Raw genomic sequence first — 17,189 nt, 5'->3', positions numbered from 1 at the left:
AATTAAAATATGAAAATCATGAAAAAACTGTTTATAATACTATATCTGCTTACTAATATATTTGTATTGGGAGCATGTGGAGATGTGGAAAGTGAGGGTGACCCACAACCACGTGTACCGAGAGTAGAAGTGGAATCTGATGATTATTATGTACAGATTACACAGGAAAATATGGATGGGGTTGCTTTTGTCTACCGTTGGCTGGATATAGAAACAGCATCGAAGTATGTTATGACTTTAGGACTGCAGGTAGATGGAGAAACAACTGAAACAATGGGTGTGGAAGATAAAAGCATACTTACTTATAACGGAGTACGCGAACAGCTTTTTACCAATCAACAGATAATGGAATATATGAAAGCTTTTGGAGTGGACGAAAAAGAAGCTCAGTTTAGCATTACATTGGAAGCGTTTCAGTCGGATGGTATGCCAATTACTTCAGAAACGGACAAAGAATCAAAGACTTCCATAATCCATATTGTATTGGGACCTGGTGTTGAATTGAATTCGAGTATGGAATAGATTAGTAAAATTAATAAAAAACTGAGAACTTATGTTATACTTACAACATACAATTACGCTTGGAATACTCTCCCTGCTTACATGGGGGTGTGGTAACAGCGATAAACAGAAAGGTGAAGCAGAACAAGCTCCATTGGCAGACAAAGTGTGGTATTCAAATCCTGTCATCGACTCTGATAATCCGGATCCGACAGTGATAAAAGCGGAAGACGGATATTTCTATTTGTATGCTACCGGAGGAAATACATGGATACACAAATCCAAAGACTTGGTTCACTGGACTTATGTGGGCGGCGCTTACGAGGATGATAAAAAACCATCATGGGAACCGGAAGCAGGTATTTGGGCACCGGACATCAATTATATCAATGGAAAATATGTGATGTATTACTCCTTGTCCAAGTGGGGAGGTGGAGCAACTTGTGGTATTGGTGTTTCTGTTTCGGACAAGCCGGAAGGACCGTTTACTGATCAAGGCAAATTATTCCGTAGCAATGAGATCGATGTTCATAATAGTATCGACCCTTTCTATATTGAAGATAATGGTAAAAAATATCTTTTCTGGGGAAGCTGGTATGGTATTTGGGGTGTTGAATTGACTGAAGACGGTCTTGGACTGAAAGGAGGTATTGAAAATGCAAAAGCGACAAAAATACAGGTCGCTGCCAATACTGGAGGTACCAATGCTTATGAAGGATCATATATCTTGAAAAGAGGTAAATACTATTATTTGTTCTGCTCTACAGGCACTTGTTGTGAGGGTGAAAATAGTACATACCAGACAGTTGTATGCCGTTCCACCGAGCTTTTTGGTCCTTATTTGAATAAATCAGGTGACGACATGAATGATAATAAACATGAAGTACTGATACATAGAAATGATGCATTTCTGGGTACGGGACACAATGCTGAAATAGTGCAGGATGATGAAGGTAAAGATTGGATTATCTATCATGCTTACCGGACTGCCGATCCATCTTTAGGTCGTGTAGTATTGCTTGATAGAGTTTATTGGGATGACGATGATTGGCCGTATCTCGTGGGGGACGGACCGGTTGTAAAGGCGGAAGCTCCGACTTTCAAGAAGAGTAAGTAGTTGACATAGGGTGGTTGTAGCTATGATAACTGCAACTACCCTATTTAATTCTCGAATTATAAATTTATTGCTTTTAAATATTATCATGAAAAAAGGATTATTGCTTTTACTCTGTGTCATGCAGAGTTTTCTATTTGTATTGCAAGCGCAAAATACACAACGAAATATTGCTTATACAGATGACAATGTAAGATTTACAGTCATTTCTGATGGAGCAATCCGTCTGGAATATGCACCGGATGGGAAATTCGTGGACGATAGATCTCACATCGTTGTGAATCGTAACTATCCCCAGGTAGATTACAAGCTAAAAACAAGAGGGGGATGGGTTGAAATAACGACTTCCAAAATGAAGATGCGTTATAAGAAAAACAGTGGACAGTTTACAGATAAGAACTTGGTTATCACTGCCTCTAAAGAAATATTACCTTTTACTTGGAAACCCGGTATGCAACAGAAGGGCAACTTGAAAGGAACCTATCGTACATTGGATGGTATGGATGGTGATACACAGACACAAACATGGGTGGCTGATACAAAGAAAGGTGATAAACTGAAACTGGAAGATGGCTTGTTGGCTACGGACGGTTGGACTTTGATTGATGATTCTCAGGGACTTTTGTTTGATGATAATAAAGATTGGGATTGGGTGAAAGAGCGTCCGGCTAATGGCGGACAGGATTGGTATTTCATGGCATATGGACATGACTATAAAGCTGCTTTGAAAGATTATACCCTCTTTGCGGGAAAAGTACCATTACCTCCCCGGTATGCATTTGGTTATTGGTGGTCACGCTATTGGTTATATTCTGACAGGGAGTTCCGTAATCTGATTGATAATTTCCATACTTATCAGATTCCTTTGGATGTATTGGTGGTAGATATGGACTGGCATTATACAGAACAAGGAAAAGGTGGTTGGACCGGTTGGACATGGAACCGTGATTTATTCCCGAATCCAAAGGAGTTTTTGGGATACTTGAAACAGAATGATGTGAAAATCACCCTTAACTTACATCCGGCGGATGGAGTAGCTTCTTATGAAGAAAAATATCCTGGATTAGCAAAAGATATGGGAGTCGATCCTCAGTCCAAACAGACTATTCCATGGATAAATTCAGATAAGAAGTTTATTAAAAATATGTTTAAGAATGTATTGACGCCAATGGAGAAAGATGGTGTTGATTTTTGGTGGCTGGACTGGCAACAAGGGATATATGATCCGAAGGTGAAGAATTTGAGCAACACTTGGTGGATTAATTATGCTTTCTTTAGTAATATGGAAAAGAACAGGGACACACGTCCGATGCTATATCACCGTTGGGGAGGTTTGGGTAATCATCGCTATCAGGTGGGTTTCTCCGGTGATGCAGTTGTTTCATGGAAATCATTAGATTTTCAGCCTTACTTCAACTCGACAGCTTCCAATGTATTATATGGTTATTGGAGCCATGACCTGGGAGGACATATCGGTGAAAGTATAGATCCGGAAATGTACACTCGTTGGTTGCAATTCGGAGCCTTAAGCCCGATTATGCGTACACATTCTCAAAAAAGTGCCGGTTTGAATAAGGAACCATGGGTATTCAACAAAGAATATTGTGATGTTCTTCGTAAGACAATCCAGCAACGTTATGAGATGGCGCCTTATATTTATACAATGGCTCGTAAAGGTTATGATGAAGGATTATCACTTTGTCGTCCGATGTATTATGATTATCCGGATAATAAGGAAGCATATGAGTTCCGTAATGAATATATGTTTGGAGATGATATTCTGGTTGCTCCTGCCACAGCTCCTGCAAAAGATGGTTATGTACAAGTGCGTGTGTGGCTGCCCGAAGGTGAATGGTATGAGTTGCATACAGGCACCTTACTGAAAGGAGGACAAATAGTGGAACGTCCTTTTGCTATTGATGAATATCCGATTTATGTAAAAGCGGGAGCGGTATTGCCGATGTATACAAGAAAGGTGATGAACCTGAACGGTAATGATGAGGAGGTTGTTGTTACCGTATTCCCTGGTGGAAATGGAATTTCGTCCTTTAATTTTTATGAAGATAATGGAAACGATAAGAACTATGCTTCGGAATATGCTGTGACTAAATTAACATCTTCCAGCCAAGGGCAGGAACGAACGATTGTTATCGGTAAACGTGATGGCCAATATAAAGAAATGCCTGAATCTCGTTCATTCAAAGTGAAAGTGCTCTCATCACTTGTTCCTCAGTCTGTCACTGTAAATGGTCAACCTGCCAAATATGAATATTTGGGTGAAGAGTTTGCTCTTTCGGTTGATTTGCCTGTTTTGTCATGTGATCAGGAAAAGGTTATTAAAATAGTTTATCCTACGGAAACAGCTGATATGAACGGCTTGTTGGGAGCATCTAAACGAATTGCTAAATCTATGGAGCAGTTAAAATACCGTGATTCATATATTTGCTTCAAGGAAGAATTTGGCAAAATGGGAAGTCTGAGTGAAGCGGTAATCTATGCACCGGAGAAGATCTCTTCTTTAGTTTCTGATTTCTGGAAAAGTTATACTGAACTTCCGGAGGTTTTGAAGCGTCAAGGTTTGAATGACGAAAATAAAGCCTGGTTTTTACAATCTATTTGCTGGAACAAGTAATAGTGCGAGAAATGCAATAGTGGGGTGTAAAAACATCCCACTATTTTTTTAAATATACAAGAATATAGGACAAGACGATGCTGTAGCTGATATATTCTATTTCTAGCCCACTAAAAAAAGTTTGTGTTTTTATAACTATATTATAATAACTATACCATATATTGCTTCATCTTCCAGGAGGTGGATGTAGGTTGGATAATAAGCAGAGCAAAGTATATTGCATTGACTTTATAGCAAAAGTTTTATGGGAATGTAATGATGTTGTTTTAAAATAGTAAAAATGCTCCAAAACATGCCTGGATAGTCGTTTTATAAGGCTTTGACCTGTTTTTGTCATTTATTGAACCGTTATTTTTATTCCATTAATAGAATAGCACCTTATTTTGCATTTCGTTGATAGTGGGCATTGGAATAATGCATAGTTATTTTTTCTTTTGATATTTATATTTAATTGTTTAACGAATAATTTAATACAATGAAAAGCCTTTTTAAAACAAAAAAAGGAGGAAAACAGGTTAGGTTCGTATTGTTTTCCTTGATTTGCTTGGGTGGACTTGGTAGTTGCATGGATAAGAATGTGGAAGTTAATCTTCCGGTCTATGTGGCTTCTGATCCCAATGTTGAAGTCGTCTTTACTGATTATTACCCATTGGAAGGTGCTGTACGCACAAATATGTTTATCAATGGCAGTAATTTTGGGACCGATCCCTCACTGATACGAGTGGTTGTCGGTGGTAAAGAAGCGAAAGTTGTTAATTCCTCTGGTACACAGATTTATTGTATTGTCCCTCCCCGTGCGGATGGGGGATCCGTGCAAGTAGATATATTGAACAAGGATAAAAGTGTGAATGCCACATATACATTTGAACAAAAGTTCTCTTATCAGTATAATGTAGCTGTCGGTACATTATGTGGTATAGTAGATAGTGAGGGTAATTCTTCTATTACAGATGGTAATTTTGAGAAAGCAGGAACTCAAACTCCTCTTGCCATGTACTATGATTATGATGAAGCATCAGGCGAACGTTGTATCTATTTCTTCGAGAATGGACATAGTTTACGTAAAGTATACCTGGATAAGGATTCCATAGCTACTGTGATTACCAACGGTGCTGCCGGCTGGAGTGATGCACCGAGTGGCCTTGGTTGGAGTGTAAACAGGGATACTATGTTCGTGAACTGTCCGCAGGGGAATGTGGAACGTGCAGGGGCCTATTATTTACTTCGTAAAGAAGATTTCAAAAACTCTTATCCGGCTTTAAATGGAGATGATTTTAATACTTTATTCACACATCCTACAGACGGTACTATCTTTTTGTGTCGTGGTCGCGATGCTACACTTCATAAAGCGGTTTGGAATGATAAGACACAAATGTGGTATCCGGTACAGATAGCAAAGATGGGGCCAAGCGGCTGGTTCCAATGTGTTGCTTTTCATCCAAGTGGAAACTTTGCCTATTTAATAGCACGTGACAAGCAATGTGTAATGAAAGCAGAATACAATTGGGCCGGTAAATATCTGGAAACTCCTATTACTTTTGCTGGAGAATTCGGGTCATATGGTTATTATGACGCATCTGGAACTTCTGCTCGCTTAGATAATCCAATGCAGGGATGTTTTGTCTTGAATGAAGAATATGTGGCAGAGAAACGTGCGGATGTGTATGATTTTTATGTTACTGATGCTGCCAACCATTGTATTCGTAAGATAACTCCTGATGGTATCGTTACAACGTTTGCGGGGCGTGGGAGTTATTCGACAGACCAGATTGTATGGGGATATATTGATGGTGATCCTCGTGAAACAGCTCGTTTCAACTATCCTTTGGGGCTTTGTTATGAAGAGTCTACAGGTACTTTTTATGTTGGTGATAATGGTAATCACCGTATTCGAACCATTGCATTACAGTAAATTGATGATTAACACACAATTCTTATTTTATGAGGAAATTTTTATTCATGATATTATTACTGACAACGGGTTGCGTCATTGATATGCATGCCCAAAGTCAGACGATAGAGGTAACCGGTACGGTTAGAGATGCCGAAAAGATACCTTTAGCTGGAGTCAATATTTCGGTGAAGAACGTTGCCGGTCTGGGAGTTATCACTAATATTGATGGTGTGTATAAGATCAAAATAGCTCCTTACAGTACGTTGATCTTTTCTTATATAGGATTTGAAACACAAGAGGTTCTGATAAAGGATAATATGACCAACGTTAATGTCACATTGCGGGAGTCTACTGCGAGTGTGCTAGATGAAGTGGTTATCACCGGTACGGGTGCTCAAAAGAAAATAACAATGACAGGTGCAGTTTCTACGGTCGATGTAGATGTCTTAAAATCATCTCCTACTTCAAGTTTAGTAAATGCATTGGCAGGAAATGTATCTGGTGTGCTGGCAAGACAGACTTCCGGTAGACCGGGAGCTAATATGTCGGAATTCTGGATTCGTGGTATTTCTACTTTTGGAGCAGGCTCCGGAGCATTGGTTCTGGTAGATGGATTCGAACGTAGTCTTAATGAAGTCAATGTAGAAGATATTGAGTCATTCTCTGTATTAAAAGATGCTTCGGCCACCGCAATTTATGGTAGTCGTGGTGCAAATGGCGTAGTGCTGATTACTACTAAGAGGGGTAAAGCTGGTAAGATTAATATCAATGCAAAAGTAGAGACCTCTTATAATGCACGTACCATTACTCCTGACTTTGTGGATGGTTATACTTACGCTACCATGCTGAATGAATCACGTACAACCCGTTCACAGCAACCGATGTATTCTCAAGATGAGTTGAGACTGATTCAGACAGGGCTGGATCCGGATTTATATCCGAATGTGGATTGGATGGATGTATTGTTAAGAGACGGTGCAATGACTTATCGTGCCAATCTTGATATAAGTGGTGGTGGCTCTGTAGCACGGTATTTTGTGTCGGCAAGTTATGTTAGCGAGGGTGGTATGTATAAAACAGATGGCAAGTTGAAAGACTATAACACAAATGCCAATTATCAGCGTTGGAATTATCGTATGAATGTGGATTTTGATGTTACAAAGACTACTATGGTGACGGTAGGAGTTTCAGGCTGGCTTTCTACTCAAAATGATCCGGGACTTGGTTCTGATGCATTGTGGAAATCAGTAATGGGGCAGACGCCTATTAATATGCCTGTGATTTTTTCGAATGGCAGAATTCCGGCAGCTGGAACAAGCGAACGTACCAACCCATGGGTGATTGCTACACAAACCGGTTATTATGAGGAGTGGCAGAATGTAATTCAGACTAATGCAACTCTGGATCAGAAATTGGACTTTATAACGAAAGGTCTGAAGTTTACCGGGCGTTTTGGATTTGATACTTATAACAATAATTATCGCAATCATAAGCAGTGGCCTGAACAATGGCAAGCTGAACGTCAGCGAGACTCTAACGGTGAAATCGTTTTCAAAAAGGTGGCAGATAAAAAGTTGATGTTTCATGACTCTTCTGCTTCGGGTAACCGCAGACAATTTTTAGAAGCTATTTTGCAGTATGATCGTAGATTCGGTGATCATTCGGTGGGTGGTACATTGAAATATACGCAGGATGAATATGTCAACACACAAAGTACTGCCGGCTATGATTGGCTTCCTAACAGACATATGGGGCTTGCCGGGCGTGTTACTTATGGGTGGAAATACCGTTATATGGTTGATTTCAACTTTGGGTACAATGGCTCTGAAAACTTTGCTCCGGGCAACCAGTTTGGTTTCTTTCCTGCATATTCAGTAGCATGGAATATTGCGGAAGAACCCATTATTAAGAAGAACTTGAAATGGATGAACATGTTTAAGCTTCGTTACTCTTATGGTAAGGTTGGTAATGATGCATTAAGGATTGGGAATGATCAATATCGTTTCCCTTATCTGGAACTCTTTGAGAGTAGAAATCCTTATAATTGGGGAGATTATAATACTCCTAATCTGGATAATGGACAGATTTATAAGCAGATATCTTCTTCTGGTGTGACATGGGAAATTGCTACTAAGCATGATGTCGGTGTCGATTTCGCAGTATGGGATGATAAACTGACAGGTACGGTGGATTATTTCCATGAAACGCGTGATGGTATCTTTATGAAGCGTCAGAATTTACCCGGAACTTTAGGTTTAAGTTACCTCACACCTAATGCAAACGTTGGTAAAGTACGTTCTACCGGTTTTGATGGAAATATTGCTTTCAAACAGAACATAAGTGACGTGAGTCTGACTGTACGTGGTAATTTTACTTATAGCAAGAATAAGATACTGGCAGCTGATGAGGCGAATAGTGCTTATCCTTATATACGAGATGCAGGGTATCGTGTAGACCAGGCAAAAGGTCTGATAGCTCTTGGCCTGTTTAAGGATTATGATGATATTCGTAACAGTCCTCAGCAAACAGAATGGGGAACAGTAATGCCTGGTGATATTAAATATAAGGATGTCAACAGTGATGGTGTAATTAATGATAGTGATAAGGTGCCTATTGGTTCCACAACCCGTCCGAATCTGATTTACGGTTTTGGTGTGTCTGCTACATGGAGAGGGTTCGATGTGAATCTACATTTCCAGGGTGCTGGTAAATCCTCTTTCTTTATTGATGGGTTCGGAGTCAGACCATTTAGTGGTGGCGACTGGGGTAACATCCTTACAGATGTAGTGGGAAATTACTGGAGCCTTGGTACAAATGAGGATCCTAACGCCAAATATCCTCGTTTGACTTGGCAGAATAATAATAACAATAACCGTGAATCGACGTATTGGCTGCGTGATGGTTCATATCTGCGTCTGAAAACCGTAGAGGTGGGTTATACACTTCCAAAGAATATCAGTCGTGCGATCTTGATGAATAATGTACGTGTCTTCTTTATTGGGACAAACCTGTTGACATTCTCTAAGTTCAAATTATGGGATCCTGAAATGGGGAGTTCTAACGGACAACAGTATCCGTTGTCTAAAACGCTCACTTTAGGTTTAACTGTTAATATATAATACGAAGTATGAAAAAGAAACATATATTGTTTTCCACCATTATCAGTATGGGAATGATGGTTTCCTCTTGTTCTGATTATTTGAGCGTAGAGGGGAAATTGGGAGAAAATACCCAGAGTTTGGAAAATATATTCGAAAATAAAGAATGGTCGGAACAATGGTTGGCGACTGCATACTCTTGGCTGACATGGAGCAACATTGATATTGGCTCGAAAGATAACTGTATCACTAATTTCTCCGATGACATGTGTTATAGCGACCGTAATCTTGAATATCGCGTATTCAAATATTGTGAGTATGATGAAAACTGGAAACAAGATTCTTGGGTGCAAGCTTATGATGGTATCCGCCATGCTTCTATTTTTATTCAGAATATTGATCGGAATAAAGAGATGACTCCGGATGAGATTGTTGATTATAAAGCACAAGCTCGTTTTGTACGTGCTTATTTCTACTGGAAGTTGTTGCAAAAATACGGTCCTATACCAATTATTCCTAATGATGGTGTGATGGATTATAATGCTGCTTATGAAGATCTTTATATTCCACGTAGCACGTATGATGATTGTGTCAACTACATTGCAGAGGAAATGAAGCTTGCAGCGAAAGACCTGCCATTGAAACGTGACACACGCAATATGGCGCGTCCTACTCGTGGAGCAGCTTTGGCAACTCGTGCAAAAGCATTGCTTTATGCTGCCAGTCCTCTCAATAACCCTCGTCCAACCGATACTGAACGTTTCACGGATTTGGTGGATGATGAAGGGCACTATCTGATGGCTCAAGAATACAATGAAGAGAAGTGGGCAAGGGCGGCAGCAGCAGCTCGTGATGTGGTGGAACTTGGTCGTCAGGGTGTGTATGAGCTACATACGGTTTCCGCTCACTCTACTGGTACAGTTGATAATCCGGCAACAATCACTCCTCCTCTACATTCAATATATTCGCATGCGGACTTCCCTAAAGGATGGCAGAATATTGACCCGATGCAGTCTTATGAGACACTTTTTAATGGAGTGATTTTTCCTTCGGAAAACAAAGAAATGATCTTTACAACCGGACAAAACAACGGAGATATCAGCACAATGATTCAGCACCAGATGCCGATTGCATTCGGAGGCTATAATTGTCACGCCATGACAGGCAAGCAATGCGACGCTTACCAGATGAATGACGGATCGGCTTTCGATAAAGCAAAAGAGTGGACGGGTGATGAAAATTATGTGAGTGGCGAGGAAGCTGCTAGTGGTAATTGGGCTCCATTGGTGGAGGGTGTAAATAAGCAATATGGGCACCGTGAACCGCGTTTTTATGCTACTGTGGCATACAATGGATGTTTATGGAATGGTACTAATGCCGTACAGTCATATGACAGAAACCTGATCATATGGTATTATCGTGGTGAAGAGAGTGGTTGGAGTAATTCGGGCGACCGTTGGTTGGCTACCGGCATTGGGATCAGGAAATATGTTAGTCCTCGTGACAACTTTAAACCGGCAAACGGAGTTATCTCAAAGCCTGTAATTGGTATCCGTTACGCTGATGTACTGTTATGGTATGCAGAGGCACTGAATGAACTAGGTGCAAATACTTATCAGATTTCTTCATGGGATGGAGCCCAATCTTACAGTATTTCGCGTGATACGGATGAAATGAGCTATGCTATTTCTAGAGTCCGTATTCGTGGTGGAGTACCTGATTTTGAAGAAGAGGTTTATGAGAATGCTGATGAGTTCCGCAAACACTTGAAGCATGAGCGTCAGATTGAGCTATTTGCGGAAAACAGTCGTTATTTCGATCTGCGTCGCTGGAAAGATGCTGAATATGAAGAGTCACAGCAGATGTATGGTTGCAATGCATATATGAGTAAAACAGAAAGAGACTTGTTCCATACCCAAGTGATTAATTCGAATTTACCGACTACTTTTAGCCGCAAAATGTATTTTTGGCCGATTTCTCATGATCAGTTGAGAAGAAACTTGCGTCTGACTCAGAACCCGGGATGGACATATTATGATTAACCTTATTAAATGGAAAAATATGAAGAATTATATCGTATATTTTATATTGTTGTCAACGCTTGTTCTGACTGGTGCATGCAATAATGAATGGGTGGAAGAAGTATATGTGCAAAATGTCGGATTGAAAGCTCCTGTAAATAGTAAGGGGGTGACTGATGTATATTTGCGTTACAAAGCGAATGGTGAAGTGACTTATCAGCTGCCGGTGATTGTAGGAGGTTCTACTATGAATGGTAGAGATCTGGATGTTGCCATTGATGTAGATCCGGATACCTTGGTTGGTCTGAATGAAGCTCGCTGGAAACAACGTGAAGACTTGTATTTCCGCTTACTAGATGAAAAATACTATGAGTTTGCTTCTCCTGCCTGTCATATTCCGGCAGGTGAATGTCAAGGATTGTTTGATATCAAATTCAAATTTGAAGGACTGGATCTTGTTGATAAATGGGTACTTCCATTGACGATTTTGGATAGCGACTCGTATGATGCGAATCCACGCAAGAACTATCGTAAAGCACTTCTCCGTGTGATGCCATTCAATGATTATTCGGGATCTTATGGAGCTACCAATATGTTTGTGTATATGATGGATAATACGAGCGCTATGGTTTCCAGCACACGTACCATGCATGTAGTCAGCGAGAATCAATGCTTCTTCTATGCCGGAATCATTAGTGAGGAATTGAAAGATAGAGATAAATACAAGATTGTGTTGACTTTTAACGAAGATGGAACGCTGACAGCCAAGGCTGCCGATCCAACTAATGCCATGAATTTCCAACTCATAGGAGATGCTCCTACTTATAAGACCAGCATGTCTGTGGATGAAGTAACTCCTTATTTGGAACATCATTTTACGACGATTTATATGTCATATACTTATGATGATGTGACAACGTATGAAAATAAAGGTGTCGTTGTACCTTGTCGTGCTGAAGGTAGTATGTTGATGGAACGAAAAGTCAATGGGCTGATTCCTGATACAGACCAGGCTATTCAGTGGTAGAAATGGGAAATATGTCACAAGAGTAAGATCTTGTTGTCTTTATACAAAATATCGTGAGATGATATTCCGTAAAATAAAGCGGAAAGTCAGTTTATAAATAGAGAGGAGACTATCTTAATATATAAGGTAGTTTTCTCTTTGTTTTTCTCGGTAGAAATTCAACAGGCTCTTGACAAATGCTTTTTAAAGTTGTATCTTTGTAGTACGAGCGTGAATATCCACTTTAATAAATAACAGATAAAAGAATATGAAATTAACGACTTAAATGATATAATATTATAACAAATTTTGATGTGTTTCCTGATAAGTATCAGGAATGGTGTACCAGATATAGGCAAAAAGGCTGCAAATTTTATGAAATTTGCAGCCTTTTTGTTGTAAAAGATGGATTTGAAAACTCGGAAATCCGATCGTAGAGTTTCTAATAAACTCAGATACCGTTCTTAATAAACTACTCAAAAGTTTATTAAAAACGTGAGATCCGTTTATATAGAAAGTTGTTCATATTTTTATATATTCTCAAGTTTGCGTTTAGAACCTTCTTGGTCGAAGGTAACTATACTTAACAAGTCAGAAAGTAATCAAATGAGACAATAGCTTTCTTGTTGGCTAAATTTATACGTGAAGTTCCAGAACAAACCGCGCTCCTTTCGTGTAATTCGTATCCAGTGTCAGGCTTCCGTTCATCTTGGCAGCAATCAGTGAACAGATCGGTAATCCTAGTCCATCCCCTGTAGTCAGGTCTTTTACTTCTGTGAAAGGCTTAAAGAGATTTTCCTGTTGCTCTGCCGGAATTCCTGTCCCTGTATCCGTAACGATGAATTGGTGCGTGTGTGCTCCCCGTTTCTTGAATTCAAGACTGATACGACCCTGTTCGGTGTAGAAAGCGGCATTTTTCAGTAAATAGAGAAGAATGCGTTCCAACTGTTCCTTGTTTGTCTTTACCTGAAGTTTTGGTGCATTGACTGAAGATGTGACATCCGGTTTTATGTGTTCTTTGGCTCTATCCATCACATTTTCACAGAAAGTTCCCACATTGGTTTCACTTAGTTCATAGAACTCGGTTAGTGAGTTTTCCAAAGATGACAGTTCTTGAATATCATCACTGAATTTCTTCAAAGCTGCAACTTGTCCCTGCATTTGGGCAGCTTCTTGAGGAGCCTTCTGTGACAGTTCTTCGGCTGAAGTAGCCAGCGTATTCAGGGTAGGTTCCATTTGCGAAGATATATTCTGTATAAATTTGGTTTTTAGTTCATTGTGTTCATTGGCAATTTTCACGCTTTTCTTTAATTTACGATTGCCGGCGATGAATCGCAGCAATATCACAGCCAGTATTGCCAGGCCGGCTACCAATATAGCCACTAGCACACAGAGACTTATGATAATATACTGCTTGGCAGATAGTGAGTCGTCTTTCTCCTGTATGGTCAGTTGGCTTTCGTCATATTTTCTCTTCAGTACATTTAGCTCATCCTGTGCGGTTAACGTTTTTACAGAGTCTGTCCAGACAATGAAGCTTTCGTAAGTGCGTTCCATCAGTGGAGCATTGTTGCCTTTCCGTGCAATACTGATAAGGTTCTTGTAGCAATCGCTCACTTTGGCATAGTCTTTCTTTTCTTTATATTGGTTGATAAGTTTGCGGAAACAGGCATCGCCTTGTGTGTTCTGGTTGAAAGTATAATAATAGTTGGCTTTTGTATACAGCAGTGCCTCCGTTAGGGAGTCGTTCTTTGCAAGATTAGCTGTTTCTTCCAGTTTATCCAACTGTGTCTTTGCCTGTGCGGGGTTTTTCAGTGCGGTGTACATCTGCAATCGTTCCTTATTGATAAGGAAACGCAGGTCATAAAAGACTTTCTTTTTATTCTGTTCTCCGGTCCATAGAAGCTGCTCCATGTCACGGCAAAGCTCGAATCCTTCTTTATAGAAATTCTCTCTGACATATAAAGCATTGGCCTGAACACCACATTCTATTGCCTGTGGGTAGTTTTCGCGGGCGGCAAATGCTTCGTATCCTTTTTTGAATAAATAGCGCGCTTTGATATAATCTTTCTGTTTAAGGCTGCTCTGCGCTTGTTCCTTTAGCTCTGTAGCTCTGTCTTGGGGAGTTTGCGCAGAAGTCAGTATGGTGAAACAAAATATTATCAGGAGGCTTGTTATGGATGCTTTCATATTATTGCTTATTTGTTTGTCACAAATGTAAAACAAATATATGAAAAAAGGTAGCGTTCACGGTGAAATAATTTTTATCTGTTTATATTTACTGTGATTACCCTGCCCAGTTCTCTCTGTCGAGATTCCGATAACTGATGGCTTCTGCCAGGTGGCTGGGAAGTATTTGCTCTGTTTCTTCCAAATCGGCAATGGTGCGGGCTACTTTTAAAATCCGGTCATAGGCACGGGCGGATAAATTGAGCCGTTCCATGGCGTTTTTTAATAACACAAGCCCTTTATCATCCGGTTGGGCATATGTTGCCAGCAATCTGCTGTTCATCTGTGCATTGCAATAAATACCCGTACATTCGGCATACCGTTTCTCCTGTATCTGACGCGCTTTTATTACTCGCTGCCGGATGATACTGCTCGACTCTCCCTGTCTTTGATCGGATATCTTGTCAAAGGGTACGGGAACTATCTCTATTTGAATGTCTATACGGTCTAATAACGGACCGGATATCTTATTCAGGTATTTTTGTACTTGTCCGGGACTGCATACGCATGCTTTTGTCGGATGATTGTAATATCCACATGGGCATGGGTTCATAGATGCGACAAGCATCAGGTTAGCCGGATAACTAATGGTGCTTTTGATACGGGAAATGGTGATGTGTCGATCTTCCAGCGGTTGGCGCAATACTTCCAACACGCCCCTGTTGAACTCTGGTAACTCGTCCAGAAATAAAACCCCATTATGTGCCAGACTGATTTCTCCCGGCTGCGGGAAACTTCCGCCACCAACCATTGCTACTTGCGAAATCGTATGGTGTGGATCGCGGAACGGGCGTTGGGTAATCAATGAGGACCCGCGTTGCAGTTTTCCGGCAACCGAGTGTATCTTGGTCGTTTCCAGACTTTCCCCTAATGAAAGAGGGGGAAGAATGGACGGGAGTCGTTTAGCCATCATTGATTTGCCACTGCCTGGAGCACCTATCATGATTAAATTGTGTCCTCCGGCTGCTGCAACTTCCAAGGCTCTTTTCACGTTCTCTTGTCCTTTTACATCTGCAAAATCCAGGTCACTATGATTCTGTTGTTGATAGAATTCTTCCCGGGTATTGACAATAGTTGGCTCCAGTTCGCGTTCGTTGTTGAAAAACTCGATGACTTCTTTGATATTACTGACTCCGTATACTTTTAACTGGTTGACAACGGCGGCTTCCCGTGCATTTTGTTGGGGAATGATAAGTCCCTCGAACCCGTCTTCGCGGGCTTTGATGGCGATAGGGAGTGCTCCCTTGATAGGCTGGATACTTCCGTCCAGACTTAGTTCACCCATCAGTAAATAGCGGGAGAATTTCTCGGAAGAGATTGTTTCACTGGCACCCAGCAGTCCGATGGCAAGCGGTAAATCATAGGCCGAACCTTCTTTGCGGATGTCAGCCGGTGCCATATTGACTACTATATTGCTTGTGGGCATTTTATAGCCATTCACTTGCAATGCGGAGATAATGCGTTGATGGCTTTCTTTGACCGCAGAGTCCGGAAGGCCGACGAGATAAAACATACAGCCGCGCGAGCTGTTGACTTCGATTGTGATGAGTGTTGCATCAATCCCTTGAACAGCCGCTCCGAAAACTTTGATTAACACGTTTGCTTACAGGTTATTTTTTCTTTTTATTGTCTTGTTTTTCCTTTTCTTCAGCTGCTGTGACTACTTCTTCAATTTTCTTTTTCAGCTGCTCTCCTTTGAGGTTTTTTGCCAGAATCTTGCCGTCTGCTGCCAAAAGAATGTTGCTGGGAACCTGTTTGATAGCATATTGTTTGGCAACCTCGGAATTCAATCCACCAAAATCACAAACTTGTTCCCAATTTAGCGTATCGCGTTTAATAGCATCCTGCCATTCCTTCTTGTCCATATCAAAGGAGACTCCGAGCATAGCGATGTGTTTGTTCTTTTTGTACTTCTTATAAAGTTCTTTTAACTCGCTGTTGCTTTGATGATTGGAGATACTATCTGCCCATGAGGCCCAGAAGTTGATTAACAGATTCTTCTTTTTGAAATCTTCGGATGAACGGGTAATTTTCTCTCCTTTTATATTGGGCAGGCTGAAAAACGGAGCATATTTGCCTGTCTCTGTCTTTTCGGACAAGGAGATAGCTTCGTTCAATTTCTCGATATATAGCTTGTCTTGCAGTATTCCTGTCATGATTTCAATTAATTTCTTTATCTTGTTGAAATCAGGAGAGTCTTTCTGCACAAAGTATTTATCCAACAGGTAAAGACTGACAAAAGAAGAATGATGTGTCCTGATGAATTCTTCCGCCTTTTGCTCTAAATCTTTTTCGGAAGGGTTGTTTAAACTACTCAGCTCTTTCTGAAAGGCTGTGAACTCTTCATTATATCTATTCCCGTTGATGTCCAGAAATTCGGGGTGGTCTATATTTCTTTTTATCTTGATTTGGTTTCCTTTATCGAGGAAGATCGGATATTCTATTTGGTTGTCAATCAGCAGATAGGCCGAAGTTATGGTATCTATGGAGGTGGTGTAGGAGAATTTGTCTCCTTTCGCGAAAATAGTATCTATCCGGTCAAAGGATTCGTCCATTCCGTACAAGTAGAGCGTATCTGTACCCAGTCCCTTGATTTCTCCGGTTATGCTTGTTTTCTTAGACGATTTGCCACAACCGCACAGACAGATGATTATGAGGATTAAAATGCTGCTCTTTTTCATTGCTTTGAATTCT

10 protein-coding genes are annotated in these 17,189 nt (G+C 40.5%); 7 read left to right on the top strand and 3 right to left on the bottom strand.

Annotated elements, in window-relative coordinates; genetic code table 11:
* Positions 1-9: 9 nt before the first annotated feature.
* From I2I13_RS09810 to I2I13_RS09780, 7 genes are all read left to right on the top strand, one after another.
* Entirely contained in the window at positions 10-522 is a 513-nt protein-coding gene (locus tag I2I13_RS09810) for a hypothetical protein (protein WP_117932799.1), read from the top strand.
* A 31-nt stretch (positions 523-553) separates the two neighbouring features.
* Positions 554-1,618: a family 43 glycosylhydrolase gene (locus tag I2I13_RS09805; RefSeq protein ID WP_195649369.1), complete on the top strand. Its 1,065-nt coding sequence runs from the start codon at positions 554-556 to the stop codon at positions 1,616-1,618.
* Positions 1,619-1,703: 85 nt separating this feature from the next.
* Complete coding sequence (locus I2I13_RS09800; protein WP_195649368.1) at positions 1,704-4,247, top strand: glycoside hydrolase family 31 protein; 2,544 nt, start codon at positions 1,704-1,706, stop codon at positions 4,245-4,247.
* A gap of 475 nt (positions 4,248-4,722) precedes the next feature.
* The gene (locus I2I13_RS09795) at positions 4,723-6,159 is read left to right on the top strand and encodes an IPT/TIG domain-containing protein (RefSeq protein ID WP_195649367.1); all 1,437 of its coding nucleotides are present in this window, start codon (positions 4,723-4,725) and stop codon (positions 6,157-6,159) included.
* A gap of 29 nt (positions 6,160-6,188) precedes the next feature.
* Positions 6,189-9,260 (top strand): TonB-dependent receptor, encoded by a 3,072-nt coding sequence (locus tag I2I13_RS09790; protein WP_195649366.1) that lies wholly within the window; start codon positions 6,189-6,191, stop codon positions 9,258-9,260.
* Positions 9,261-9,268: 8 nt separating this feature from the next.
* Positions 9,269-11,281 (top strand): RagB/SusD family nutrient uptake outer membrane protein, encoded by a 2,013-nt coding sequence (locus I2I13_RS09785; RefSeq protein WP_195649365.1) that lies wholly within the window; start codon positions 9,269-9,271, stop codon positions 11,279-11,281.
* A gap of 19 nt (positions 11,282-11,300) precedes the next feature.
* The gene (locus tag I2I13_RS09780) at positions 11,301-12,287 is read left to right on the top strand and encodes a DUF4973 domain-containing protein (RefSeq protein ID WP_195649364.1); all 987 of its coding nucleotides are present in this window, start codon (positions 11,301-11,303) and stop codon (positions 12,285-12,287) included.
* A 615-nt stretch (positions 12,288-12,902) separates the two neighbouring features.
* Here the strand turns inward: I2I13_RS09780 and I2I13_RS09775 are convergent.
* From I2I13_RS09775 to I2I13_RS09765, 3 genes are all read right to left on the bottom strand, one after another.
* Positions 12,903-14,456: a HAMP domain-containing sensor histidine kinase gene (locus I2I13_RS09775; protein ID WP_195649363.1), complete on the bottom strand. Its 1,554-nt coding sequence runs from the start codon at positions 14,454-14,456 to the stop codon at positions 12,903-12,905.
* A 97-nt stretch (positions 14,457-14,553) separates the two neighbouring features.
* On the bottom strand, positions 14,554-16,092 hold the full coding sequence (locus I2I13_RS09770) for a YifB family Mg chelatase-like AAA ATPase (protein ID WP_195649362.1): 1,539 nt from the start codon (positions 16,090-16,092) through the stop codon (positions 14,554-14,556).
* Positions 16,093-16,105: 13 nt separating this feature from the next.
* The gene (locus tag I2I13_RS09765; protein WP_195649361.1) at positions 16,106-17,176 is read right to left on the bottom strand and encodes a TlpA disulfide reductase family protein; all 1,071 of its coding nucleotides are present in this window, start codon (positions 17,174-17,176) and stop codon (positions 16,106-16,108) included.
* Positions 17,177-17,189: the final 13 nt, after the last annotated feature.

The sequence above is a fragment of the Bacteroides sp. D55t1_190419_B8 genome (assembly GCF_015558905.1).
Classification (GTDB): Bacteria; Bacteroidota; Bacteroidia; order Bacteroidales; family Bacteroidaceae; genus Bacteroides; species Bacteroides vicugnae.
Note: the sequence above shows the minus strand (reverse complement) of the source record. Positions and strands in the feature narration are given on the sequence as shown.